Origin of the sequence: Rhizobium sp. Root1204 (assembly GCF_001424965.1) — a bacterium.
Classification (GTDB): Bacteria; Pseudomonadota; Alphaproteobacteria; order Rhizobiales; family Rhizobiaceae; genus Pararhizobium.
The window spans coordinates 192,382-213,941 of sequence record NZ_LMCZ01000003.1 but is presented as its reverse complement, the minus strand read 5'-3'; the positions used below and the strand labels follow the sequence as shown (position 1 = coordinate 213,941).

Here is a 21,560-nt window from a genome sequence, read left to right as displayed (position 1 = left end):
ATCCTCGCATACCCGTCGGCGGCCTGCAAAGAACCGGAAGACGGCGTCCCCTTCAATATACGTCGGTTCTGGTTTTTTCGGTTCGGACTTGTGTGGCTGGCTTTGCCTTGAAGTCTGCGAGCAGTTTCGCCGTTGCGTTTGCGAGCAGCGTGACATCGTTGCCGATGGCGACGAAGGTGGCGCCGAGATCGAGGTAGCGGCGGGCGAGATCGGGATCACCGATCAGGATACCGGCGGCCTTGCCGTGCGACTGGATTTTGGCCAGCGCCTTTTCGACCTCGGCCTGAACCTCGGGCGCGCCCGGCTTGCCGAGAAAGCCCATGTCGGCAGCCAGGTCGGCGGGTCCGACAAAGACGCCGTCGACACCATCGGTCGCCGCGATCGCGTCGAGGTTGGCGATGCCGGCACGGCTTTCGACCTGCACCAGCAGGCAGACCTGGTCATTGGCGGTCTGCAGATAATCGGGAATGCGGTTGAAGGCGGAAGCACGGGCAAGCGCCGCCCCGACGCCGCGAACCCCGTGCGGCGGGTAGCGGACGGCCTGAACCATCTTCTGCGCCAGTTCCGCCGTGTCGACCATCGGGATGAGCAGCGTCTGCGCACCGATGTCGAGCAGTTGCTTGACGATGTAGGTGTCGCCGATCGGCGGGCGGATGATCGCCTGGCTGGCACTGCCCTTCATCGCCTGCAGCTGCGAGACCAGCAGCGGAATGTCGTTCGGCGCGTGCTCGGCGTCGAGCAGCAGCCAGTCGTAGCCAGCACCCGCGCATATCTCGACCGTGTAGGGGTTGGCCAGCGCCTGCCACAGGCCGATCTGGGCGCGGCCTTCCTTCAGGGCTTGCTTGAAGAGGTTCGTCGGTGCTGGCATGGTCTCTTTCCTCAGGCAAAGTACAGGCTGACGGAGCCGTAGGGACCAAAGTCCGCGCAGATGGTGTCGCCATGCCGGGTTTCGATCGGCCGGATGAAGGAACCCGCCAGCACGATCTGACCCGCCTCGATGCTGTCGCCGTACTGGGCGAGGCGATTGGCCAGCCATGCGACGCCGCGGGCCGGATGGTTGAGCACGCCGGCTCCCAGACCCGTCTCCTCGACCTCGGCGTTGCGCGAGACGATGGCTCCCATCCAGCGCATGTCGAGCTGGTCGGGACGCATCGCCCGGCCCGCCGTGACGATGCCCGCATTGGCGGCGTTGTCGGAGATCGTGTCGAAGACGTTGCGCGCCTTCTTCGTCTGCGGATCGACGCGCAGGATGCGCGTGTCGAGGATCTCCAGCGCCGGGGTCACGTAGTCGGTGGCGTTCAGCACGTCGAAGACCGTGACGTTCGGTCCCTTCAGGGGTGCCTTCATGACGAAGGCGATCTCAGCCTCGATGCGCGGCTGGATGAAGCGCCCGGCCGGAACGGTCGCGCCATCCGCAAACAGCATGTCGTCGAACAGCACACCGGAATCGGGCGTGTCGATGTTCAGTGCGTATTGCATCGCCTTCGACGTCAGTCCGATCTTCCAGCCGATCACCTTGCGTCCGGCGGCGATCTTCTTCTTCACCCACGCGGCCTGCACCGCGTAGGCGTCGTCCATGGTCATGTGCGGATACTGGAGCGACAGCAGCCCGGTCTGGACGCGGGTGCGCTCCGCCTCGTCGAGGCTTGCCGCCGCCGTCTCGATGTCGTTGGACGTCAGCATCTCAGACCTCGTCGGCGATCGTGTTCTTCAGGATGCCGATGCCATCGGCCTCGACCTCGACGACGTCGCCGGGCTTCAGCCAGATCGGCGGATCGAAACGTGCGCCGGCTCCCGTCGGCGTGCCCGTCACGATCATGTCGCCCGGCACCAGCGTGGTGAAGGTCGAGACGTAGTTGATGATCTTGCGGAACGAAAAGATCATCCGGCTCGTGCGGTCGCTCTGGCGGACCTCGCCGTTGACGCGGGTCTGAAGCGCAATGTCGGCCAGCTGGCTCTCGTCGCGGTATGGCACCATCCACGGACCGATCGATCCGGTCCGGTCGAAGTTCTTGCCCTGGGTGACGTTGAACTTGGCATGCCGGACCCAATCGCGGATCGTTCCCTCGTTGCACAGCGACAGCGCCGCGATATGGGAGAGTGCGTCGGCTTCAGCAATGCGGCGTCCGCCCCGGCCGATGACGATGACGATCTCGCCCTCGTAGTCGAGCTGCGGGCTTTCCGGCGGACGGATCAGCGGCTGCTCGTGACCTGTAAAGGATCGCGGAAAGCGGATGAACAGCGAAGGATTGGACGGCGCGCTCTGGCCGTCCTTGTATTCCTCGTTGCGGTCGGGAAAGTTCACCCCGACGCAGATGATTTTCTCCGGTGCCGGGACCGGGATCTCGTAGCGGATGTCGTCGAACGAGAAGTGCGGCGTGAACCGCGCGCCCTCTTCGGCAAGGCGGTTCAGAGCGACGTCCGCCACCACGTCCCGCAACGTCGGCCATGTCGCGCCGTAACGGCTCGAAAGGTCGATGATGCCGTGGTTGACGACAAGCCCGTAACGGCTCTTGCCCTCGGCAAAGAAACTCGCAAATCTCGGATGGGTCATGTGATTATCCAACGCTTAGACAACGCCGCCAAGGCAGACGTATTTGATTTCCAGAAATTCCTCGAGACCGTACTTCGATCCCTCCCGGCCAAGACCCGAAAGCTTGACACCGCCGAACCGCAACGCCGCCAAGGCAGACGTATTTGATTTCCAGAAATTCCTCGAGACCGTACTTCGATCCCTTTATCCAACGCTTAGACAACGCCGCCAAGGCAGACGTATTTGATTTCCAGAAATTCCTCGAGACCGTACTTCGATCCCTCCCGGCCAAGACCCGAAAGCTTGACACCGCCGAACGGAGCTTCTGCCGTCGAGATCAGTCCGGTATTCACACCGACCATCCCGTACTCCAGCGCTTCAGCCACCCGGAAAACGCGGGCAAGGTCCTTGGCGTAAAAATAGGAGGCGAGCCCGAACTCGGTGTCGTTCGCTTGTTCGATGACGTCGGCTTCGTCTGTGAATCGGAAAAGCGGAGCGACCGGGCCAAAGGTCTCTTCAGCCGCAACTGCCATCGACTTCGTCACATCGGCCAAGACTGTGGCTTCATAGAAAGTCCCGCCGAGCGAATGTGGCTTTCCGCCCTGAAGGACCCGCGCACCCTTTGAGACGGCGTCTGCGACGTGCTCCTGGACTTTTTCCAACGCTGCCTTGTCGATCAAAGGACCGAGGTTGATACCTTCGTTAAAGCCGTTGCCCGTCTTCAATGCGCCGACCGCCGCGGCCAACTTCTCAGCGAAAGCGTCATACACACCGTCTTGGACGTAGAGACGGTTGGCGCAGACGCAGGTCTGTCCGTTGTTGCGGAACTTGGCGATTAGCGCGCCTTCGACCGCTGCGTCCAGATCGGCGTCGTCGAAGACGATGAATGGCGCATTGCCGCCGAGCTCCAGCCCAAGTTTCTTGATGGTCGAAGCGCTCTGTTTGTAAAGCTCGGCTCCGATTTCGGTGGACCCCGTGAAGGTGAGCTTGCGCACGATCGGGTTTGCGGTCATCTCGCCGCCTATAGCCGCTGCCGATCCTGTCACCACACTGAAGAGACCGCTCGGTAGTCCGGCACGCTCTGCCAGCACGGCGAGCGCGACCGCCGAGAACGGCGTCTGTGAAGCGGGCTTCAGGACCATCGCGCAGCCTGCCGCGAGCGCGGGTCCGGCCTTGCGGGTAATCATCGCATTCGGGAAATTCCACGGCGTGATCGCGGCGACAACGCCGATCGGCTGCTTCATGATAAGAATGCGCTTGTCGGGCTGGTGACCCGGCATGATGTCGCCGTAGACGCGCCGAGCCTCTTCGGCGAACCACTCGATAAAGCTCGCACCATAGACGATTTCGCTAATCGCCTCGGACAGCGGTTTGCCCTGTTCCATCGTCAGGATCCGGCCGAGGTCTTCCTTGTGCTCGATCATCAGCTCAAACCAACGTCTGAGAGTCGCCGAACGGTCCTTAGCCGTCCGCGCGGCCCAGGCTCTCTGCGCTTCCTGGGCACTTGAGATCGCCTGTGCCGTCTCAACTTGGCCGAGACGCGGTACGCGACCGATTGCAAGGCCCGTCGCCGGATTTTTGACTTCGATGCCGTCCGCTTCCGCGGCGATCCACTTACCGCCGATCAGAGCGGCTTCGCGGAACAAAGTCGGGTCTTTCAGTTCCATATCACGTGGCTCCTAGCCAAATTCTGAAAAAAGGCGGGTGCTTGCGCACCCGCCAGTCGGAGGATCAGGGGGCGATTATAGGCTGAGCCGCGAGTTCGGAATCCTGCGGCTCTATTCCTTGAAACAGGCTGCCGTGTTCGAACCAGGAGCGAGGGGCGGGGGCTCCCCATAGCGTCTGCCGCTGAGGGTCCTTGAGATCCCATTTGATCGGTTCGTGATCGGGGTCCACCGTCTGGTAGTCCGAGCAGTAGATCTCAATGCGATGGCCGTCCGGGTCGAGGATATAGAGGAAGAAGGCGTTCGAGATGCCGTGACGCCCAGGCCCGCGCTCGATGTTGGCCACCCATCCAGTGGTTGCCATCAGGTCGAGCAGATCGATGATGTTCAACGGCGTCGGGACCCAGAATGCCGTGTGATGGAGGCGGGGACCGCGACCGTTTGTGAAGGCGATGTCATGGACGCCACCCTTACGGTGCGTCCATGCGGCCCATAGCCGTCCCGTCTCCTCATCGGCGGTGTATTCCGTAACGCGAAAGCCGATCTCATTGAAGAACGCGACCGACTCGTCGACATTTTTCGAAAAACAATTGAAGTGATCGATCCGCAGTGGCTTCACGCCGCGATACAGCGCGTATTGCTGATGGATCGGCGGCAGGCGCTCCATCTTGGAGTAGAATTCGAGCGGTATGCCGTGTGGATCGCGTGTCCGGAACGTCCTCGACTGATAAGGACGCTCGATCCACTCGACCGGGAGCCCTTTTCCCTTGAAGAAATGCTCCGCCTTATCAAGATCCTCATCCGAGAAAACCTTGAAACCGAGGTCGCGCGCTTCTGCGATTTCGGACTTCTTGAGTACGATGCAATGGTGTCCCCGCTCTTCCATCGCGCGGAGATAGATCGTGTCGCTGTCTTCGTCCGTCACTTGAAGGCCCAGCGTATCGACGTAGAACGCTCTCGACTTTGCAAGGTCTGTAACGCCGAATTCCACGTGACTGAGACGGACGATATTGAATGGTGGATACAGGTTTGGGGCTGGCAGGGCCATTGGGTTTTCCTCCTTTGAAAATGTTTACCGGCTCGGTCTAGCCACCGAGCTTCTGGATTGCATGGGCGGTGGTGGCGAACGCGACATTCTTGGTTTCCATGTAGAAATCGAACGACCAGTCGCCACCGTCCCGGCCGATGCCAGAGTTCTTCACGCCGCCGAAAGGCGTTGGAAGATGCCGCAAGTTCTCGGAATTGACCCAGATCATGCCTGCCTCCAGCTGCTCGGTGAAGCGGAAGGACCGGGTGACGTCAGAAGTCCAGAGATAGCCCGTCAGGCCGTACTGAACGTCGTTGGCAAGCGACAGGGCTTCTGCTTCGTCCTTGAATGGAATTGCCGTGAGTACGGGACCGAAGATTTCCTCCTGGGCTATGCGCATCGAATTGGTGGCCTTTGTGAAAAGGGTGGGGCTCACGTAGCAGCCGCCCCCTGGACCCTCGAACTTCGCGCCGCCAGCGGAGACGACCGCGCCTTCCGACTTGCCGATCTCGATATACTCGAGCACCTTTTTCTCATGGACGGGATGAATGAGGGGACCAACCACGGTCTCGGGATCGAGCGGGTGGCCGACGCGGATACGTTTTGCCTTTTCGGCGACCATGCTCGTGAATTTCTCGTACACGCTTTCCTCGACAAGAAGACGTGACGACGAAGTGCATCTCTCGCCGTTGAGTGAGTAGATCATGAAAACCGCGGCATCGGCGGCTCGCTCCAAGTCCGCATCCGCGAACACGATCACCGGATTCTTGCCGCCAAGTTCGAAATGAACGCGTTTGAGCGTCTCCGATCCCTGCCTCATGATCATCGAGCCCGTCCGGCTTTCGCCCACGAATCCTATGGCCTTGATCAGAGGATGTTCCGTCAGCCTCTTGCCGGCGTCTTCTCCGAAACCGTTCACAAGGTTCCAAACTCCCGGCGGGAGACCTGCGTCCTCCGCGATTTCCACAAGCAGGCGCGCGCTGAGAGGCGAGAATTCTGCCGGCTTGTGGACGATCGTGCATCCGGCAGCCAAGGCGGGCGCGATTTTCCATGTCGACAACATGAAAGGCGTGTTCCACGGGGTGATGATCCCCACGGGGCCGATAGGGGTCCTCGTCGTCACGTTGACCTGGCCGCTTGTCCGCAGGGATTTGCCGTCCCTGGCTTCAGGCGCGCGGTCGGCGAAGAAGCGGAAGTTCTCTGCGCCGCGAAGCGCGGCTTTAGCCATGAACTTGATGGATTGTCCCGTGTCCATGCATTCGACAAAGGCGATCTCTTCTGCGCGGGCCACAATGGCGTCCGCAATTTTGTGAAGGATTTTCTTGCGTGCGTCGCCGGGCAGGGCGGCCCAGTCCCCGAATGCTGCTTTCGCTGCCTCTGCAGCTCTATCGATGTCCGCTTCAGCACCCTTTGCCACGTTGGCTAGCGGCTTCAGGTCCACGGGGGAAATCGTCTCAAACGTCATGCCGTCCGCGGCTGCACAGTCCTTTCCACCGATCCGGTTCGGCACGCCACCTTCAAACTGCTTGAGGTAGGCTTTCGCCCTCAGGATGTTTTCTTCTAGCTTGGACATTTTCTCTCCATTTCGTAGCGAACTGGCACCGATTTCAGTGCGACGCTTCATCGTTTTGGGGGACTGGAGTTACGCTTGGTCTCTGAAGCGGGCGTGCAGCGTGTTTCGTCGCCAGCTGAAGACCGGATCGATTTCACGGATCTCGAGTGAGAGTGCGAAGTGCGGCGTCTCGAAGAAACGAGGCAGCAACTTCTCGGCAGCAGCGAAGATCATCTCGCCAGCACGCTTCTTCTCTTCTTCGCTCCGACCTGTACCTATCCGGAAATTCATGTCGACGAAGCCATTCTCGGGAGCCCCGTCAGCAATGGCGAAATGGTGCGCGGATGATGCGCGAACTCGCACCGCTCCGGTTTCGAAGAGGCCAGTGTCCACGATCGCCTCGTTGACCGTCTTGCAGAGCGCGGTGAAGTCGATCTGATGCTCAAGGTTCGACGAATATTGTATGATCAGGTGCGGCATCTCACTCCCCTTGATACCTCTTAATTATTTAACATGTTAAGCATATCCGCCGCATTGTCAAGAGTTTTGGATTCTGCGGGACTTGAAAAAAACGTTCTTCCGCAAAATTTCCCACACCTTCAGGACCTTGGCGCGAGACGTTACAGCATTCTCGAGCGATCGTTCCAAACTTGACCGCTGGCGCTCCAAGTGTCTGAGTGGAAACAGTTATATCGCTCTTCCTCCGTCCGCCTCCACAACGACACCAGTTACGAAACTCGCCTCATCCGATGCGAGAAACAGGACGAGGTTGGCGATTTCGTCTGGCTGACCCAAACGGCCGATAGGAAACCCAAGCCTCATGCGTTCAAGCGCCGCGAGCTGCTCATCCGCGTCTCCATGGCCTGCCAGGGCCGCTTGGAGAAGTGGGGTGAGAACCAGTCCCGGATTGACGCCGCACACCCGAATCTTCCGGCTCGCGTATTCGAGAGCAAGCGCCTTGGTTGTGACCACCGCAGCGGCCTTCGAGCCCGCGTACCAGGTGTTGAGAGGACGCGGCCGAGTAGCGGACACCGAGCATACGTTGATCACTGCGCCGCCGCCGTTTTCGACCATGTGCGGGATTGCATGCACCGCACTCCAGTAGAGTGGCTTTGTGTTCACCGCGTAGAGACGATCATAGGTTTCTTCATTGACTTCGTGTGCGATCTGGAAAGGCTGGGGGACGCCGGCATTGTTGATGACGATGTCAGGAATACCAAAAGCGGCGATGGTAAATTCTACAGTTGCTCGATAAGATTCACCTGTTGAGACATCGACTTCAAATGCTTGCGCCTCATGTCCGGCGGCGCGCAGGTTGGAGGCAAGCTTTGCCGCCTGCTCGATGTTCCGGTCTGCTACGACGATACGGGCACCTTCCTTGACAAACCGTCTACTGATAGATTCTCCGATGCCGGAAGCCCCACCGGTGATAAGGGCTATTTTATTCGGAAGTCTTTGGGTCATAAGTTTATCCTCTTAGAACCAGGGGTATTGTCGGTTAAGCGAAGCGCGGTGACATGGCGAAGCCTCGGGAAAAGGAAGGCATTACCGTGCCGCACATGCTTGGATCAGGGCTGCGCAAGCTGTCGCTGGTCTTCATCGAATTGAAGTCGCACGAAATCTCGGGCGACCTACGGGTCCCCGGTCCAATGTTTCGATGCGTGCGTGGAGCGCCGAGTCTCAATTTCTATCACTAGGCCTATGAACGACCTTCGCTCCGGGAAGCGGGGCCTCGTCTATCCCCCGATGATTTTGTCGAGCAGTGCCGTCAACTGGCCCCGTTCGACAGCAGTCAGGCGGGAGTTTATCCGGTTCAACTTGTCAGCAATCAAAGGCTGAATGGTCTTCACGAGTTCCCGACCTTGAGGCGAGATAGAGATGAGGACGCGACTTGGCCCGACTCGGTTGACGACGCGCTCTATCAATCCCCGCGTTTCAAGGTCGCGGATAATCCGTGTGAGGCTGGGTGCCAGTATAACGCTTCGTTCACTGAGGCTGGTGGCGTCCATGGGGGACTGGCCCTCGATGAACCGCAATATGCGCCATTGTTGTTCGGTTAGATTGCACGAGCGAAAGATTGGGCGATATTCGGCCAATACCACCTCTCGAGCCCTTAGCAAAAGCATGCCAAGTCCTCTCCCTGGATCCGCCAACGGCCGAACATCCTCGAATTCTTCCGCATTGTTTGGATTCAAACCAGGCACTCCCTTACGTGATGTTGCAACTGCCATACGCTCCATATCACTTTCCCCGGGTTCGGTGCAGTGGACATTGTCCGGTCCCGGCGACCGATTATCGTTCAAACTCAACGTTATCACGCGTAGCGACCCGTCGAGGTCCAATTGCCGAGGCACCATTTCAAGCAGTGGCAATCGCGTGAGACCTTTCCTCCAGAAAGTAACCTGACTGCACTCTCTGCGCCCTACCCTAACAAGATAGACTATTATAGACTTAACATGTTAAATTCAGACATGTCAATTATCCGGCGCCATCCTCCACGCGATAGCCGTTTTAACCGATGACAAGACTTTTCTCAGGCGATTACGAGGTCCATCGAGAGATCTCGTTGACATCGGTGTTATTAACATGTTAAGCAGATTTTATGGATTGCTAATGCGCGAACGGTTTTTGTGCCGCGCTAGCGGCGCGGCGCAGGGGTCGGCGTGGTGATTTGGTGGGTCTTAGAGGCGTGTCCGTTCCGAGTGTGGAGCTGAGCGCTCGATTACATTCGGGGTGTCGATGAGTGAGCTAGGTCGAGGCGGGCAGCCTCTTCTTGAGTTGAAGGGTATCTCGAAAAGCTGGGGTTCTGCGCGTGCATTGTCCGGCGTGGATCTTCGAGTGCGTCCTGGCGAGGTTCATGCCCTGATGGGGGAGAACGGTGCTGGAAAATCCACGCTTATAAACATCGCCTCGGGTCTCGTGACGGCGGATGAGGGGAGCGTTTTTTTGGACGGAGTCGAGGTTCAGATCGTCGGGCCTCGTCATGCACAGGCATTGGGAATTGCCACGATACATCAGGAGCTCGCTCTTGCTGATAACCTGACGGTAGCGGAAAGTATTTTTCTGGGCGCCGAGCTCGCTCGCGGTGGGCTTTTAAGCCGCCGCCAGATGCGAGTGAGGGCAAATGACCTTCTGGAAGAGCTTTCTGCGCCATTCAGCGCTGATGCAGTCGTTGGTTCATTGTCGTTGGCGCATCGCCAAATGGTCGAGATCGCACGTGCGCTGCATGCTCGTAGCCGCATCCTCATCATGGACGAGCCGACAACCTCCCTGTCAGAAAGAGAGACAAAGGGGCTCTTCGAACTGATTGCCAGGCTGAAGCAAAGCGGTATGGCAATCATCTACATCTCGCACCGTATGAACGAGATCTACGCTCTGTCGGACTGTGTCACTGTCATCCGTGACGGAAAGTCTGTCGGGCGTCTCGAACGAGCCGAGTTGGACCCAGGTCGTATCGTCAATATGATGGTCGGGCGGGACATCGCGTCCTTCTACCAGAAAGCCAGCGAAACAGACCTTTCCACCGCAGCGACCGCCTTGAGCGTCAGAGATGTCGCCGACGACAGGCACGTCCTCGGATGTAGCTTCGACGTTAAGGCTGGGGAAGTCGTCGGGATCGCCGGTCTGGTCGGCTCCGGCAGGACGGAGCTGGCGCGACTGGTTGCTTCGATCGACAAAAAGACAGGCGGAAAAGTCATCCTGGGCGGAGTGGATGTCACTGATCTGTCTATCGCCGAGACCATGCGCGCTGGGCTGGTCTATTTGACGGAGGATCGAAAGGACCTCGGTCTGTTTCTTCATCTGAGTGTCCGCGAAAACATCAACATCAACATCGCTTCAGACGATGCGTCGGTTTTCGGCGTCCGCAACCGCAGGAAGGCAGCAGACCGCTCGCGCGAAGCCGTAAAGCGCCTCAACATCAAGGCGGCGAACGACGCGATCGCGGTCGGAAAACTCTCCGGTGGCAATCAGCAAAAGGTCCTCCTGGCGCGCCTTCTGGAAATCCGGCCCAAAGTTCTTCTGCTGGATGAACCGACGCGCGGCGTTGATATCGGCGCAAAAATGGAAATCTACGACCTGATCGACGGGCTTGCGAAAGTGGGGGTGGCGGTCGTTGTCATCTCCAGCGAGATGCCCGAGGTCATCGGGATCTGTGATCGGCTTTTGGTCATGCGAGACGGTCATCTGGTGGGCGAAATCACTCAAGGGCCGACGAAAAGGGCGAGCCAGGAGGAGATCATGTCGATGATTTCCGCTGGCGAACAAAACGACAAGGTAAAGCGGTGATGAAAATAAAGTCCAGTGTCAGATCCAAACTCTCGTCTCATGCCCAAACGCTCGGCATGTTGCCCGTACTCCTTCTTCTATGTCTTGGACTTGCGATCGCAAATGATCGGTTTCTTAGCATCGGAAACCTTTCGATCGTGCTGCAGCAGGCCTCGGTAAACACCGTTCTCGCAGCCGGCATGACCTTCGTGATCTTGACCGGGGGAATCGACCTTTCTGTCGGTGCCATTGTCGCCCTGTCTGCAATGGTATCCCTCATAACAAGCCTGAACCCAGAAATGGCCATGTTCGCAATCCCTTTGGGGCTGCTGGCCGGAATCCTGGTCGGTACCATCAATGGTTTTCTGGTCGCACGCCTTGGCCTTCCTTCCTTTATCGTGACACTGGCCTCATTGACCGCCGTCCGGGGACTGGCTCGCCTGATCGGGAACGATCAGACAATCTTCAACGCAGACCTACCATTCGCCGTCATCGGCAACGGCAGCCTGTTTGGGATCTCCTATCTGGTCATCATCGCGTTCCTCGTGATCCTGATTTCGTGGTTCGTTCTTCGGCGCACGGTCTACGGCCTTCACATCTACGCAGTCGGGGGTAATCCGAAAGCCGCGCATGTCAGCGGCCTGAAGCTGACATGGCTGACCTTCTCGGTGTTCCTCGTCTCGGGCTTCCTGGCCGCTCTTGGTGGCATCATGGCAGCGGCACGGCTTTTCGCTGCGAACGGTCTCCAAATGGGGCAGGGCTACGAACTTGATGCCATCGCTGCGGTCATCCTGGGCGGCATTAGCTTCAAGGGAGGCTTGGGCTCGATCTGGGGCGCTCTCGTTGGAGCTTTGATCATCGCCGTGTTGTCCAACGGCCTCATTCTCGCCGGGGTATCGGAGATCTGGCAATACATCGTCAAGGGCGCGGTCATCGTACTCGCCGTTGGCATCGACAAATACCGCCTGAAACTCAGCCAAGCATAACAGAAAACAGAAAGAAGAGAGGAACTATCAAATGAAAATATCGTGCAAGCTTCTTGCGGCATCTGCTCTGATGCTCGTGACCTCGGTTGTGGGAGCGCAAGCTCAAGAACTGAAGGGCGTCGGCATTTCCGTCAATAATCTTGGAGACCCCTTCTACGTGGCGGTCGCCAAGGGAGCGGAAGAAGCGGTCAAAAAAGCATTCCCGGATGCCGAAGTCATGACCACGTCCGCGGATTTCGACATCGTCAAACAAGTCAACCAAATCGACAACTTCATCTCGGCCGGCGTTGGGCTCATCGTCCTCACCGTCGCCGACGACAAGGCGATCGCTCCTGCCTTGGCGCGCGCCAAGGCTCAGGGTATTGTCGTCGTGGGTGCCGACAACCTGGCGGACGGTCTCGATGCGACCGTGGCGACGGACAGCGTTGCCGCTGGCCGCCTTTCTTGCGAGGAGCTTGCCAAACGTCTGGGCGGCAAAGGCAAGGTGGCCATCATCAGCGGTCCGCCGCTCCCGAACGCGGTCAATCGCGAGAAGGGCTGCACGGAGGAACTGGCAAAGTATCCTGAAATCGAATTTTTGGGCACCGACAATAACGGCGGCTTCACGCGAGACGGCGGCATGAAGGTAATGCAGGGCCTTTTGAACCGTTTTGAGCGCGTTGACGGTGCCTTCGTCGTGGCCGAAGACATGGCTGTCGGCGCGCAGCTCGCCGCGGTTCAGGCTGGACTGAAAGACATCAAGTTTTCTTCGGTCGACGGTTCGCCGGCGGTGACCGAGGTGATGTCGAAGGAGGGCAGCCTGATTGTCGCCACGGCAGCGCAGAGCCCGTTTGAGATCGGTCGTGAGGCCGCCGCTCTCGGAGTAGAGATCGTTCAAGGCAACAAGCCTGCCGATCCCTTCCGCAAGCTTCTCCCCAACCTTGTGACCGTCGATACCATCCACGATTACAAGGGTTGGTAATTAGCCCCGTTTACCTCATGTAGCGGCTGGCTGCCCTTAACCCCTGAGCGGTTTCAAAAAAAGGTCGTGGGCCTCATGCGGGCCTATGACGTCTCGTTCCCGCCCACGGCAGCACCTCAAGTCAGTCGGCGTCGAACAATATATTAACGGAGAATGCAATGAAGAAGATCAAGGCCGCGGCGGTCCAGGCGTCGTCCGCATACATGAATTTAGACGCAAGCATCGACAAAGTCGAAAAATTCACCAAAGAGGCTGCGGCCAACGGGGCGGAACTCGTCGCGTTTCCAGAGTGCTTTCTGCCGGGTTATCCCTGGTTTGTCTGGTTGATGCCGCCCGTCCAGTGGGCGAAGTTCATGCCCCAGTACCACGAAAACAGCTTGAAGATTGACTCTCCGGAATTCGAGCGGATCCGGAAGATCGCCGCGGACAGCAAGGTCACGCTGGTCGTCGGTTTTTCGGAGAGAGCACAGGGTTCTCGCTACATCGCACAGGCCATCATCGGCCCAGATGGCAAGGTGCTACAAACGCGCCGGAAGCTGAAGCCGACGCATGCGGAACGAATGGTATTTGGTGAAGGTGACGGTTCTGACCTGCGCGTAATCGAAACACCATTCGGTCGTCTGGGTGCTTTGAATTGCTGGGAGCATATCCAGCCGCTCACCAAGATGGCGATGTACGCTCAGCATGAAGAAATCCACGTGGCATCGTGGCCGACGTTCTGCAATTGCCGTGACGAAATTTACTCGTTCGGTCCGGAAGTCAACAATGCGATCACCCAGACCTACGCCGTCGAAGGGAGCTGCTACGTGATCGCGCCGAGCTGCGTGACGGGCCAGGATGTGTTCGATCTGATCTGCGAGACACCCGAGCAGAGGCAGATGCTCAACACTCGCACGGCCGGACCTGGCGGCGCTTTCAGCATGATCTTCGGTCCGGATGGCCGCCCGCTCTGCGATCCAATCCCTGAAGATCAGGAAGGTATCCTTTATGCCGAACTCGACCCTCATCAGGTGATCATGGCGAAATCAGGTGCCGATCCTGTCGGTCACTACAGCCGCCCGGACACCTTGGCGCTGTTTCATGATCGCCGCAAGAAAACCGTCGTCCGCGCGACACAGTTCGACGAGGTTCGAGATGAAGCGGACGTGGAGACTGACGCGGACGCTCAAACGCTGGCGTAAGGGATTGGGGATAGTAGCTAGGCGTCATGGCCGTGGAACCCATCCGTACCTCGGCCATGACAGGCTGCTCACCCGGTCAAAATCATAACTGGAGACGGTCCTAGAGCGGTGTCAGCCGCGCCTGGCGACATAGGAGTGTTCACGATGAGTTTCGATCTAGGCATCAAGGGGAAAGTTGCGTTTGTCACAGGGGGCGCGTCGGGAATCGGCGAGACCCTTTGCAAGACATTGGCCGCTTTGGGCGCAAAGGTTGCGATAGCGGACCGTGATATCGAAGGTGCAAATCGACTGGCAGCAGAACTCAATGCTCAAGGTCTCGAGACCCTTGGCGTAGAGTTGGATGTCGCTGACGCCACTTCGGTGGAGAGCGCTGTTGCTGCAACGACCCGACAATTCGGCAATCTGAACTTTGCGGTGAACAATGCCGGGATCGTGACGCCACGGGGAGCCGCCGCGGAACAGTCCCCCGACGACTGGGACCGGTGCATGTCGGTCAACCTCAAGGGCGTTTTTCTCTGCATGCGCGCTGAAATTCCGTCGATAGTTTCCGCTGGCGGTGGTTCGGTCGTGAATGTCTCCTCGATCTGCGGGGTCATCGCCGTCGCGGGGACTGCGGCGTACACCGCGGCGAAGCACGGTGTAGTCGGACTGACAAAGACCGCAGCCTTGGATTACGCCGACAAGGGCGTCAGGATCAACGCGGTTGCCCCCGGATATGTCGACACCCCTTTGATGGCATCGCGTTCGGCCGAAGAAAGACAGGGTATCATGCAGCGCCACCCGATGGACAGAATGGCCAAGCCACAGGAGATCGCCGATATGATCGTGTATCTGCTTTCTGATAGAGCGGGCTTCGTCACTGGATCAGTCCAGCTCGCGGACGGTGGATACACGGCTCGCTAAGGGTCTTCCGTCGCTAGCGACTTGCAAGGAATGAAAATCAACTCGGCGTCCGTTAATGGCGCACCACCCTGAGGAATCCCTTATGAAGTCTTTGGTCGTCAATCAGTTCGGTTCAGTTCCTCAAATGAATATCGAGGTTCGACCCGATCCCGTTGCCAGGAATGGGTTTACGCTCGTGAAAATGCATGCTGCGACAATCAATCCGCTGTCGCATCAGGTGCGGTCGGGTATGGTTGATACGGCAAAAGCACCCTTAGTGCTTAGCAATGACGGTTCGGGGCTCGTGGAAGCGAGCGGACGCTTCGAGAAAGGTACCCCGGTAGCAATCTACGGCGGTGGCCAGCTCGGGATTACGCAGGATGGCCTGCAGCAGGAGTGGGCGTTGGTCGAGGACCGGCGCATCATAGAGTTGCCTGCTGGCTTCGACCTCGACGAGGGGGCTGCTCTTCCGATCAACTACGTCACCGCTTACCAAGCTTTGACACGTGTCGGAAAGGTGGTCAAAGGCCAGACAGTGCTCATATCCGGTGCCTCAGGCGCACTGGGACATGCTCTGATCCAGACTGCGCGCGCTCTCGGTGCCATCCCAATCGGCGTCGTCTCGTCGGCTGGGAAAGTGGCCCGTGCACAACAGTCAGGTGCGCATTCCGTTATCGATCTAAGTACCCAAGATCTGCGACAAGCAGTCCTTGAGGCGACAGGCGACCAAGGCGCAGATCTGGCGTTCGATCCTGTCGGCGGCGAAGTGCTGGGGCAGCTTTTGAGCGCGCTCACCACAAGGGGTGCAGTTGTTTCAATTGGCTTTGTTGGCGGTGTCACGGCGAGCATCAATGTCGCCGATGTCGTAATCTATGAAAAACGTGTCCTGGGGTATGATGCCTGGCTTGAAACAAACGAAGACGTTGCTGTTGCACTCAAAGCCATAAAGGGTTTCATCAATGGCGGCCTGCTGCGGCCATCCATCGATAGCACGTTCCCTATGGAGCAGTTTGCAGAAGCCTATGAACGGCTCTTGTCTCGCCAGGCCACGGGAACGATCCTGCTGCGGCTTTAGTGCCCCGGCCGACGCCCAATGAACCGCGCCGGCTTTGCCGGAGGCTCCAACTTGAAAGTGGAGGCCTGATGAGCAAGACAACGAACAAATTTTCCCCTGAAGTGCGCTCCCGCGTGGGGCGCATGGTGTTGGGTCACGAAAGCTGGCATCCGTTGCGATGAGCAGCGGTTTCGTCAATGGCGGCCAAGATCGGCTACACGGCGCAGACGCTCAATGAATGGGTGAAGAAGGCCGAAGTGGTTAGCGGCAAGCGAGCAGGTCTGCTGAGCTGGTTGGCAGAGAAGATAAAAGCTCTGGAGTGGGGGAGCCGAGAGCTTCGCCAACGAGATGCTGCGCAAGGCGTAGCCGTTCACGCCGCAGGAGCTGAGTTCATCGATGTTGTCGGAGCCATCCGGCTGGACCAAACAGGTTCCAATTTTGAAAGTTCCAGTACACGACGCTGGTGTCGAGGAGAGAATGGTCGACTTGATATCGCGGCCGATGACGAAAATGAGGCTCCTCCAGAGGCGTTCACGCGTTTGGATTTGCAGCGGGGTGGACTCATTCCACAATCGCTGTCTCTTCCGCAAACGCGTGAACGAGGTGGTTTCTGTCGGGGCCCCTTGAGTGCGAGGCGAGTATGTCTGTCATTCCCTCGCAGGCGTCCCGTTTCGCCTGCGCAGAAGGCCCGATAAATTTCAATAGAACGCATCGGGCCCAACGGTATTCTTATGCTATCACACGGACTTTCTACGAAGACGAGCGAAAAGACCCGCCGCCGCGAAAGTGCAAGCCCCCACGATCCAATACTGCCAGACCGCTTCAAGGTTCAGGAAAGGTAGCGCGGACACAATCGTCTGTACGAAGAGGCCTCCGCAGAGGGATGCAACGAATGAACCCCGTCCGCCTGTGATCTGTGTCCCACCGAGGACTACGGCCGTCACTCCCATGAGCGTGTAGTTCACCCCGGTGGTCGCTGAGCCGATGCCGACTTGAGACGCCATCAACAAACCCGCAAGCCCCGCAAACAGTCCGCTCAACGTAAAAGCCATCACTCCGATTTTGACACGATCAATACCGATCAAGCCCGCAGCTTTCGGATTCGATCCCATTGCGCGCAAGGCACGGCCGATTGGACGGTTGAGCAGGAAGTGTTCGAGTACGAATCCACCAAGGATCACGAGCGCGGACACAACGGGGAGTGGCCCGATGGCATACTGGATGCCGCTCATGAAGCTGTCGCCGATCGTACCGTCCGGTGACGGTCGCAGCGTCAATGAGATACCCTGAAGCCCTGTGTAGGTTGCCAATGTCACGACGATCGCCGGCAGCCGAAGCAGTTCTACAAGGGCTCCCTGAAGGAGACCGAATACGGCGCAGGCAAGAACAATGAGGATCGATCCGCCCAACAGGCCGAATTGCGGCTCCTCTGTAAGAAGGAAGGATGCCAGGACTACCGCCAGTCCGGCAAGGGGACCAACGGAGAGGTCTATGCCTCCTGTCAGCATTACGAAGAGCTGGGCGAACGCCGCTAGGCCGAGAACCGTCGTAAGCAAAGCGATGCTACTGAGGTTGAAATCCGTGAAGAAGCTCGGGTTGAGCCATTGTGTGCCGCACGCGACCAATATCGAAAGGATGAGCAGCAGTGCCGCAGGGCCATGATCAGAAGCCGCGAAGACCCCCAGCCCGTGCGGCTTCTTTCTCTCGCCCCCAGAACCATTTTGTCGGACCCCGGTTGCATTAAGATTGGCTTCAGTGATGCGTTCGTCATTGACTTCAGCGCCCGTAAGCTCCGCAATGACTGCTCCCCGGGAAAATACGAGGACTCTGTCGCAAAGGCCTTCGATTTCGACGCCGTCGGCGGAGGCCATGACAACCCCAGCGCCGTCAGCGGCAAGTCCGCGAATTTTTCCGTAGATGTCGCTCCGCGATCCGACATCCACACCCTTTGTCGGTTCATCTATCAAAAGGACACGAGGTTTGCGGGCGATTTCGCGTCCGATGAGAACCTTCTGCTGATTTCCGCCAGAGAGGCTGGCAACCGTGGTTTGAACCGAAGGTGCCTTGATCCGAAAGCTTGCGTGGATTTCTTCCGCCAGCTTCTTCTCTCTTTGCCCGGAGACAATTCCCGCCACGGAGATTTCTTTTAGTTGACCAAGCCCCTCGTTCTCGCGGATTGAGAACGGGAGAGCCAAGCCTTCCTTATGGCGGTCGTCTGGAACGAAGCCCACGCCGAGGGCGCGGAATTGGGCTACATTCGACGCCCTGACAGTGTCTCTGCCGATGCGCAAACTGCCGGACGTGATCTCGTTGATCCCGGCGAGCGCACGAAGAAACTCCCGCTGCCCCTGTCCATCGACACCGGCCAGGCCGACTATCTCGCCGGGCCGGAGATCAAGCGTAACATCGCTGAAGCCGCGACCCGAAAGGGTCGCCGCTGTCAGTATTGGATCACCAGAGGCCTTACCCGCCTTCTGCGGGAATACCTGGCCCAGGGGTCGGCCTACGATGAGATCGATGATTTCAGTGGTCGTGATCCCCGCCGCCATGCGTGTCTCGATCATCTCCCCATCGCGCAGCACGGAAATGCGATCGGCGATCGACATCACTTCGTGGAGTCTATGTGAAATGTATACTATCGCGGTTCCTGACTTCTTCAGGTCGGCGATCACGGAGAAAAGGTGCCTGACCTCGGGGTCTTGAAAGGGCTCTGTTGGCTCGTCCAGGATGAGCACCGACGGCTGACTCGTAAGAGCCCTCGCGATTTCCAGCACGTGTCCCTGTGCTAGCGACAGCCCACCGGCCCGCTTATCCAAAGTCATCGCCAATGCTTCTGTCGTCACACGGGAAAGGATCGTGTTCGCCTCACCCCGGGTGAGCGATGGCCTGACTAGGCGCAGGTTTTCCAAAACGGTCAAGTCTGGCGACAGGGCAGGGTGTTGGAATGCCACGCTGAGCCCGAGCTGGCGCACGAGCGATGGACTGTCCGCAGCCATGGAGCCGTTAATCTGGATCTCGCCTGCGTCTGGCTTCAAAACGCCTGCGGCGCAGTTGATAAGCGTGGATTTCCCCGCGCCATTTTCGCCCACGATCGCGTGCACTTCGCCGGAGTAGGCGACGAAGTCGATCCCCTTGAGGGCTTGTACAGAGCCAAACGATTTCGTCACTCCAGAAAGCGAAAGAACGGGCTCAGCAACCTGCTCCATCGCCTGCTTTATGGGCTGTATGATGGTCATCTCTTACTCCATTGGACTTCAGGCGAATTTGAGCCGCTGGGCGACCGACGGTAGCCCGACGCCGATGAGCACGATGATCGCCTGGATGATGTACTGAGCCGAAGTGTCGAACCCCAGGCTAACCACAAGCTGCCCCAAGAACGTCAGGAAAAACGCTCCGATCGCCGTGGCGAGGATACTGCCTCGGTCACCTGCGATCGAATTGCCTCCGACGATGTAGGCAGCGAAAGTCGCCAGCATGTAATCATTTCCGGCGAATAGCGAAGGGACGTCCGACAGTCCGGCGAAGAGGACGCCCGCAGCCGAAAACAGGATGCCAGCAGCGACGTAAGCTCCGATCTTCAGCGCCTGGACGCGGAAGCCTAACGCCAGTCCCATTGCGCCGCTTAATCCCGCCACCTGAAACCGGCGGCCCAAAGTTGTTTTCGAAAGCACAAACGCCACGACGCAGATCAAAATAAACGCCGCGATCACGGGGTTCGGTATACCGACGGTGCGCCCAAGGGAAAAGGCGCTGATCGCCGGAGAGACCGCGGAGGAAACGCCTCCCGAGATGAAAAGGACGAGCCCGAACACAATACTGTTCATTGCAATTGTGACGATCAATGGCGGAACCAAAAGCACCGTGACAACGAGGCCATTAACAAGCCCGAAGACACCTCCGGCAAGCAGTGCGATGCAAATAAGCGCGAAAGTGGACCCCACGCCACCGTCACTGAATTGCATGGCCGTCACGACCATTGCGCCAAAGGAGAAAATTGCAGCGACGGAGATATCCAGTCCTCTTTGCTGGATGACGAGGTGCTGTCCAATCGCCGCGAGCGCAAGGATCGCGGCGAACGGTAGCATGCCAACGATGGAAGCCGACTGAACAGTAGTTGGGGCCGTGATGGCACCCAGTATCACCAGGAAGAGCACGGCAAGAAAAGCCCGCGCCCCATTATGCCGCATCAAACCAGCCATGGCCGCCATCCTTTCCAATAGTACTACTTGAACACGTCCTGAAGCTCGGACTTCGTCATTGTGAACGTGGACACGTGAGCCCCCGGAGGAAGATCAGGGTCACAGATTGGCTTGACTTTGGGATCGCTCGACGTGGTGTTGTCGATAACCGGATCGTGGAAAATCGAAGGCTCGTCGTTATCGATTCCCTCAGCGGCAGCCACGCCCTTACGAAGGGCGATGCGTGTCAACCAAGTACCAGCTGACGTCGTGAACAGCTGGAACTTCGGATTGGCATCTTTGTGGCTGTACCAGAAGCAAGCTACCTCGTTACCGTCGCGGGTCGTCCAGAGAGGAATTGGACGGCCGGCGATCTCGAACGCGCGAAGTGCGCCCATAGATCCGATCCCGTAGTCGCTCATGACGGCATCGATCTTTTCGTGTTTCGCCAGAAGACTTGTCATGATCTTCTGCTCCTGCGCACGATCCCAGTTTGTCGTGATCGGGCCGGGCTCGAGGAGCTTGATACCTGGGTAGTTTTTGAAGACGCCCATTGCACCTTCGAAGTGGCTTTTGACAGAGGTCGCGCCGGCGGCGCCGCCGAGGTAAATGATGTTGCCTTGGCCGTTCAGTTCCTTAGCGATCCATTCGGCCGCCATTTTGCCTTCGAGGCCCTGGTCGTTTGTGACCATCGCGACATAGTCTTTCCCAGCCTTGCCCGGGTAGCTCGTACCGCCATAGAAAGGAACCACCTTCGCGCCCATCTTGGTGGCTTGGCTCATCGCGCGAAGCAAACTCTCTCCACCGTCAGGGTAGACGATGATGACATTGAAGCCCTGAGCGGCAAGCCCTGTAATGTCGGAAATCTGCTTTTCGACGCTGCCCTGTGCGTCCGTATACCGAACATCGGTGATGTTCTTGCACTTCGCGGCTTCAAGCTCGAACTCACGGCGCGAGATTTTCCGCCAAGGGTCGCTTGAGATGCCCGAGGAGTAAGCCACTTTGATTGGCTTGGTGCCGCAGAAGTCCGAAATCGGACGCAGCTCGTCAATCGTACCGACCTTGGTTGGATATAGATTTGGCTCGGCCGCGTAGGCCTGCGTGCCCAACGTCATAGCCAACAACACGCTGGCCAGCGAGAACTGTTTCATGAGCTTCCCTTTTTGTAATGGATGACAGCGAGTTATTTCTCACCGAACGCATTCATTATTTACATATAAGTGCATTTGTCGACGTCAAAGAATTAGCATTTAACAAATTAATTTGCGTATTAAAT

The 21,560-nt window shown here is 58.2% G+C and carries 18 protein-coding genes and 1 pseudogene; 7 read left to right on the top strand and 12 right to left on the bottom strand.

Annotation, left to right across the window (positions count from 1 at the left end):
* Nucleotides 1-52 precede the first annotated feature (52 nt).
* The 9 genes from hpaI to hpaR form a co-directional block, all read right to left on the bottom strand.
* The gene (hpaI, locus tag ASC96_RS05525; protein ID WP_060502052.1) at nt 53-868 is read right to left on the bottom strand and encodes a 4-hydroxy-2-oxoheptanedioate aldolase; all 816 of its coding nucleotides are present in this window, start codon (nt 866-868) and stop codon (nt 53-55) included.
* A gap of 11 nt (nt 869-879) precedes the next feature.
* Nucleotides 880-1,683: a 2-oxo-hept-4-ene-1,7-dioate hydratase gene (gene hpaH / locus ASC96_RS05520; protein ID WP_060502051.1), complete on the bottom strand. Its 804-nt coding sequence runs from the start codon at nt 1,681-1,683 to the stop codon at nt 880-882.
* A gap of 1 nt (nt 1,684) precedes the next feature.
* On the bottom strand, nt 1,685-2,554 hold the full coding sequence (locus tag ASC96_RS05515; RefSeq protein WP_060502050.1) for a fumarylacetoacetate hydrolase family protein: 870 nt from the start codon (nt 2,552-2,554) through the stop codon (nt 1,685-1,687).
* 194 nt (nt 2,555-2,748) lie between these two features.
* The gene (gabD, locus tag ASC96_RS05510) at nt 2,749-4,200 is read right to left on the bottom strand and encodes an NADP-dependent succinate-semialdehyde dehydrogenase (protein WP_060502049.1); all 1,452 of its coding nucleotides are present in this window, start codon (nt 4,198-4,200) and stop codon (nt 2,749-2,751) included.
* A 64-nt stretch (nt 4,201-4,264) separates the two neighbouring features.
* Nucleotides 4,265-5,245, bottom strand: coding sequence for a 3,4-dihydroxyphenylacetate 2,3-dioxygenase (hpaD, locus tag ASC96_RS05505; protein WP_060502048.1), 981 nt, complete (start codon nt 5,243-5,245; stop codon nt 4,265-4,267).
* Between the two features lie 37 nt (nt 5,246-5,282).
* The gene (gene hpaE, locus ASC96_RS05500; protein ID WP_060502047.1) at nt 5,283-6,797 is read right to left on the bottom strand and encodes a 5-carboxymethyl-2-hydroxymuconate semialdehyde dehydrogenase; all 1,515 of its coding nucleotides are present in this window, start codon (nt 6,795-6,797) and stop codon (nt 5,283-5,285) included.
* Nucleotides 6,798-6,866: 69 nt separating this feature from the next.
* Nucleotides 6,867-7,256 carry a 5-carboxymethyl-2-hydroxymuconate Delta-isomerase gene (locus ASC96_RS05495; protein WP_060502046.1) on the bottom strand — a complete coding sequence of 130 codons (390 nt, stop codon included), beginning with the start codon at nt 7,254-7,256 and terminating at the stop codon, nt 6,867-6,869.
* 207 nt (nt 7,257-7,463) lie between these two features.
* Complete coding sequence (locus ASC96_RS05490; protein ID WP_060502045.1) at nt 7,464-8,240, bottom strand: SDR family oxidoreductase; 777 nt, start codon at nt 8,238-8,240, stop codon at nt 7,464-7,466.
* Between the two features lie 272 nt (nt 8,241-8,512).
* Nucleotides 8,513-9,016 (bottom strand): homoprotocatechuate degradation operon regulator HpaR, encoded by a 504-nt coding sequence (gene hpaR / locus ASC96_RS05480; RefSeq protein ID WP_162246330.1) that lies wholly within the window; start codon nt 9,014-9,016, stop codon nt 8,513-8,515.
* A 499-nt stretch (nt 9,017-9,515) separates the two neighbouring features.
* Between hpaR and ASC96_RS05475 the strand changes: the two genes are divergently transcribed.
* The 7 genes and pseudogenes from ASC96_RS05475 to ASC96_RS31565 all read left to right on the top strand — a co-directional run.
* Nucleotides 9,516-11,063 carry a sugar ABC transporter ATP-binding protein gene (locus ASC96_RS05475; RefSeq protein WP_060502042.1) on the top strand — a complete coding sequence of 516 codons (1,548 nt, stop codon included), beginning with the start codon at nt 9,516-9,518 and terminating at the stop codon, nt 11,061-11,063.
* The gene (locus ASC96_RS05470) at nt 11,063-12,028 is read left to right on the top strand and encodes a ribose ABC transporter permease (RefSeq protein WP_060502041.1); all 966 of its coding nucleotides are present in this window, start codon (nt 11,063-11,065) and stop codon (nt 12,026-12,028) included. The genes ASC96_RS05475 and ASC96_RS05470 overlap by 1 nt, the downstream gene beginning before the upstream one ends.
* A 31-nt stretch (nt 12,029-12,059) precedes the next feature.
* A complete protein-coding gene (locus tag ASC96_RS05465) occupies nt 12,060-12,989 on the top strand; it encodes a substrate-binding domain-containing protein (RefSeq protein WP_082511962.1) in 930 nt (309 codons plus the stop codon).
* A gap of 158 nt (nt 12,990-13,147) precedes the next feature.
* Nucleotides 13,148-14,170, top strand: a complete 1,023-nt coding sequence (locus tag ASC96_RS05460; protein WP_060502039.1) for a carbon-nitrogen hydrolase family protein — start codon at nt 13,148-13,150, stop codon at nt 14,168-14,170.
* 144 nt (nt 14,171-14,314) lie between these two features.
* A complete protein-coding gene (locus tag ASC96_RS05455) occupies nt 14,315-15,073 on the top strand; it encodes an SDR family NAD(P)-dependent oxidoreductase (protein ID WP_060502071.1) in 759 nt (252 codons plus the stop codon).
* An 82-nt stretch (nt 15,074-15,155) separates the two neighbouring features.
* Nucleotides 15,156-16,127 (top strand): zinc-binding alcohol dehydrogenase family protein, encoded by a 972-nt coding sequence (locus tag ASC96_RS05450; protein ID WP_082511961.1) that lies wholly within the window; start codon nt 15,156-15,158, stop codon nt 16,125-16,127.
* Nucleotides 16,128-16,195: 68 nt separating this feature from the next.
* A pseudogene (locus ASC96_RS31565) lies at nt 16,196-16,469 on the top strand (IS3 family transposase); the annotation flags it as partial.
* Between the two features lie 374 nt (nt 16,470-16,843).
* Here the strand turns inward: ASC96_RS31565 and ASC96_RS05440 are convergent.
* From ASC96_RS05440 to ASC96_RS05430, 3 genes are read right to left on the bottom strand one after another with little or no spacing between them, the layout of a single operon-like run.
* Nucleotides 16,844-19,342, bottom strand: coding sequence for an ATP-binding cassette domain-containing protein (locus tag ASC96_RS05440; RefSeq protein WP_060502036.1), 2,499 nt, complete (start codon nt 19,340-19,342; stop codon nt 16,844-16,846).
* An 18-nt stretch (nt 19,343-19,360) separates the two neighbouring features.
* Nucleotides 19,361-20,305 (bottom strand): ABC transporter permease, encoded by a 945-nt coding sequence (locus tag ASC96_RS05435; protein WP_162246329.1) that lies wholly within the window; start codon nt 20,303-20,305, stop codon nt 19,361-19,363.
* Between the two features lie 23 nt (nt 20,306-20,328).
* Entirely contained in the window at nt 20,329-21,435 is a 1,107-nt protein-coding gene (locus ASC96_RS05430; protein ID WP_060502034.1) for a substrate-binding domain-containing protein, read from the bottom strand.
* Nucleotides 21,436-21,560 lie beyond the last annotated feature (125 nt).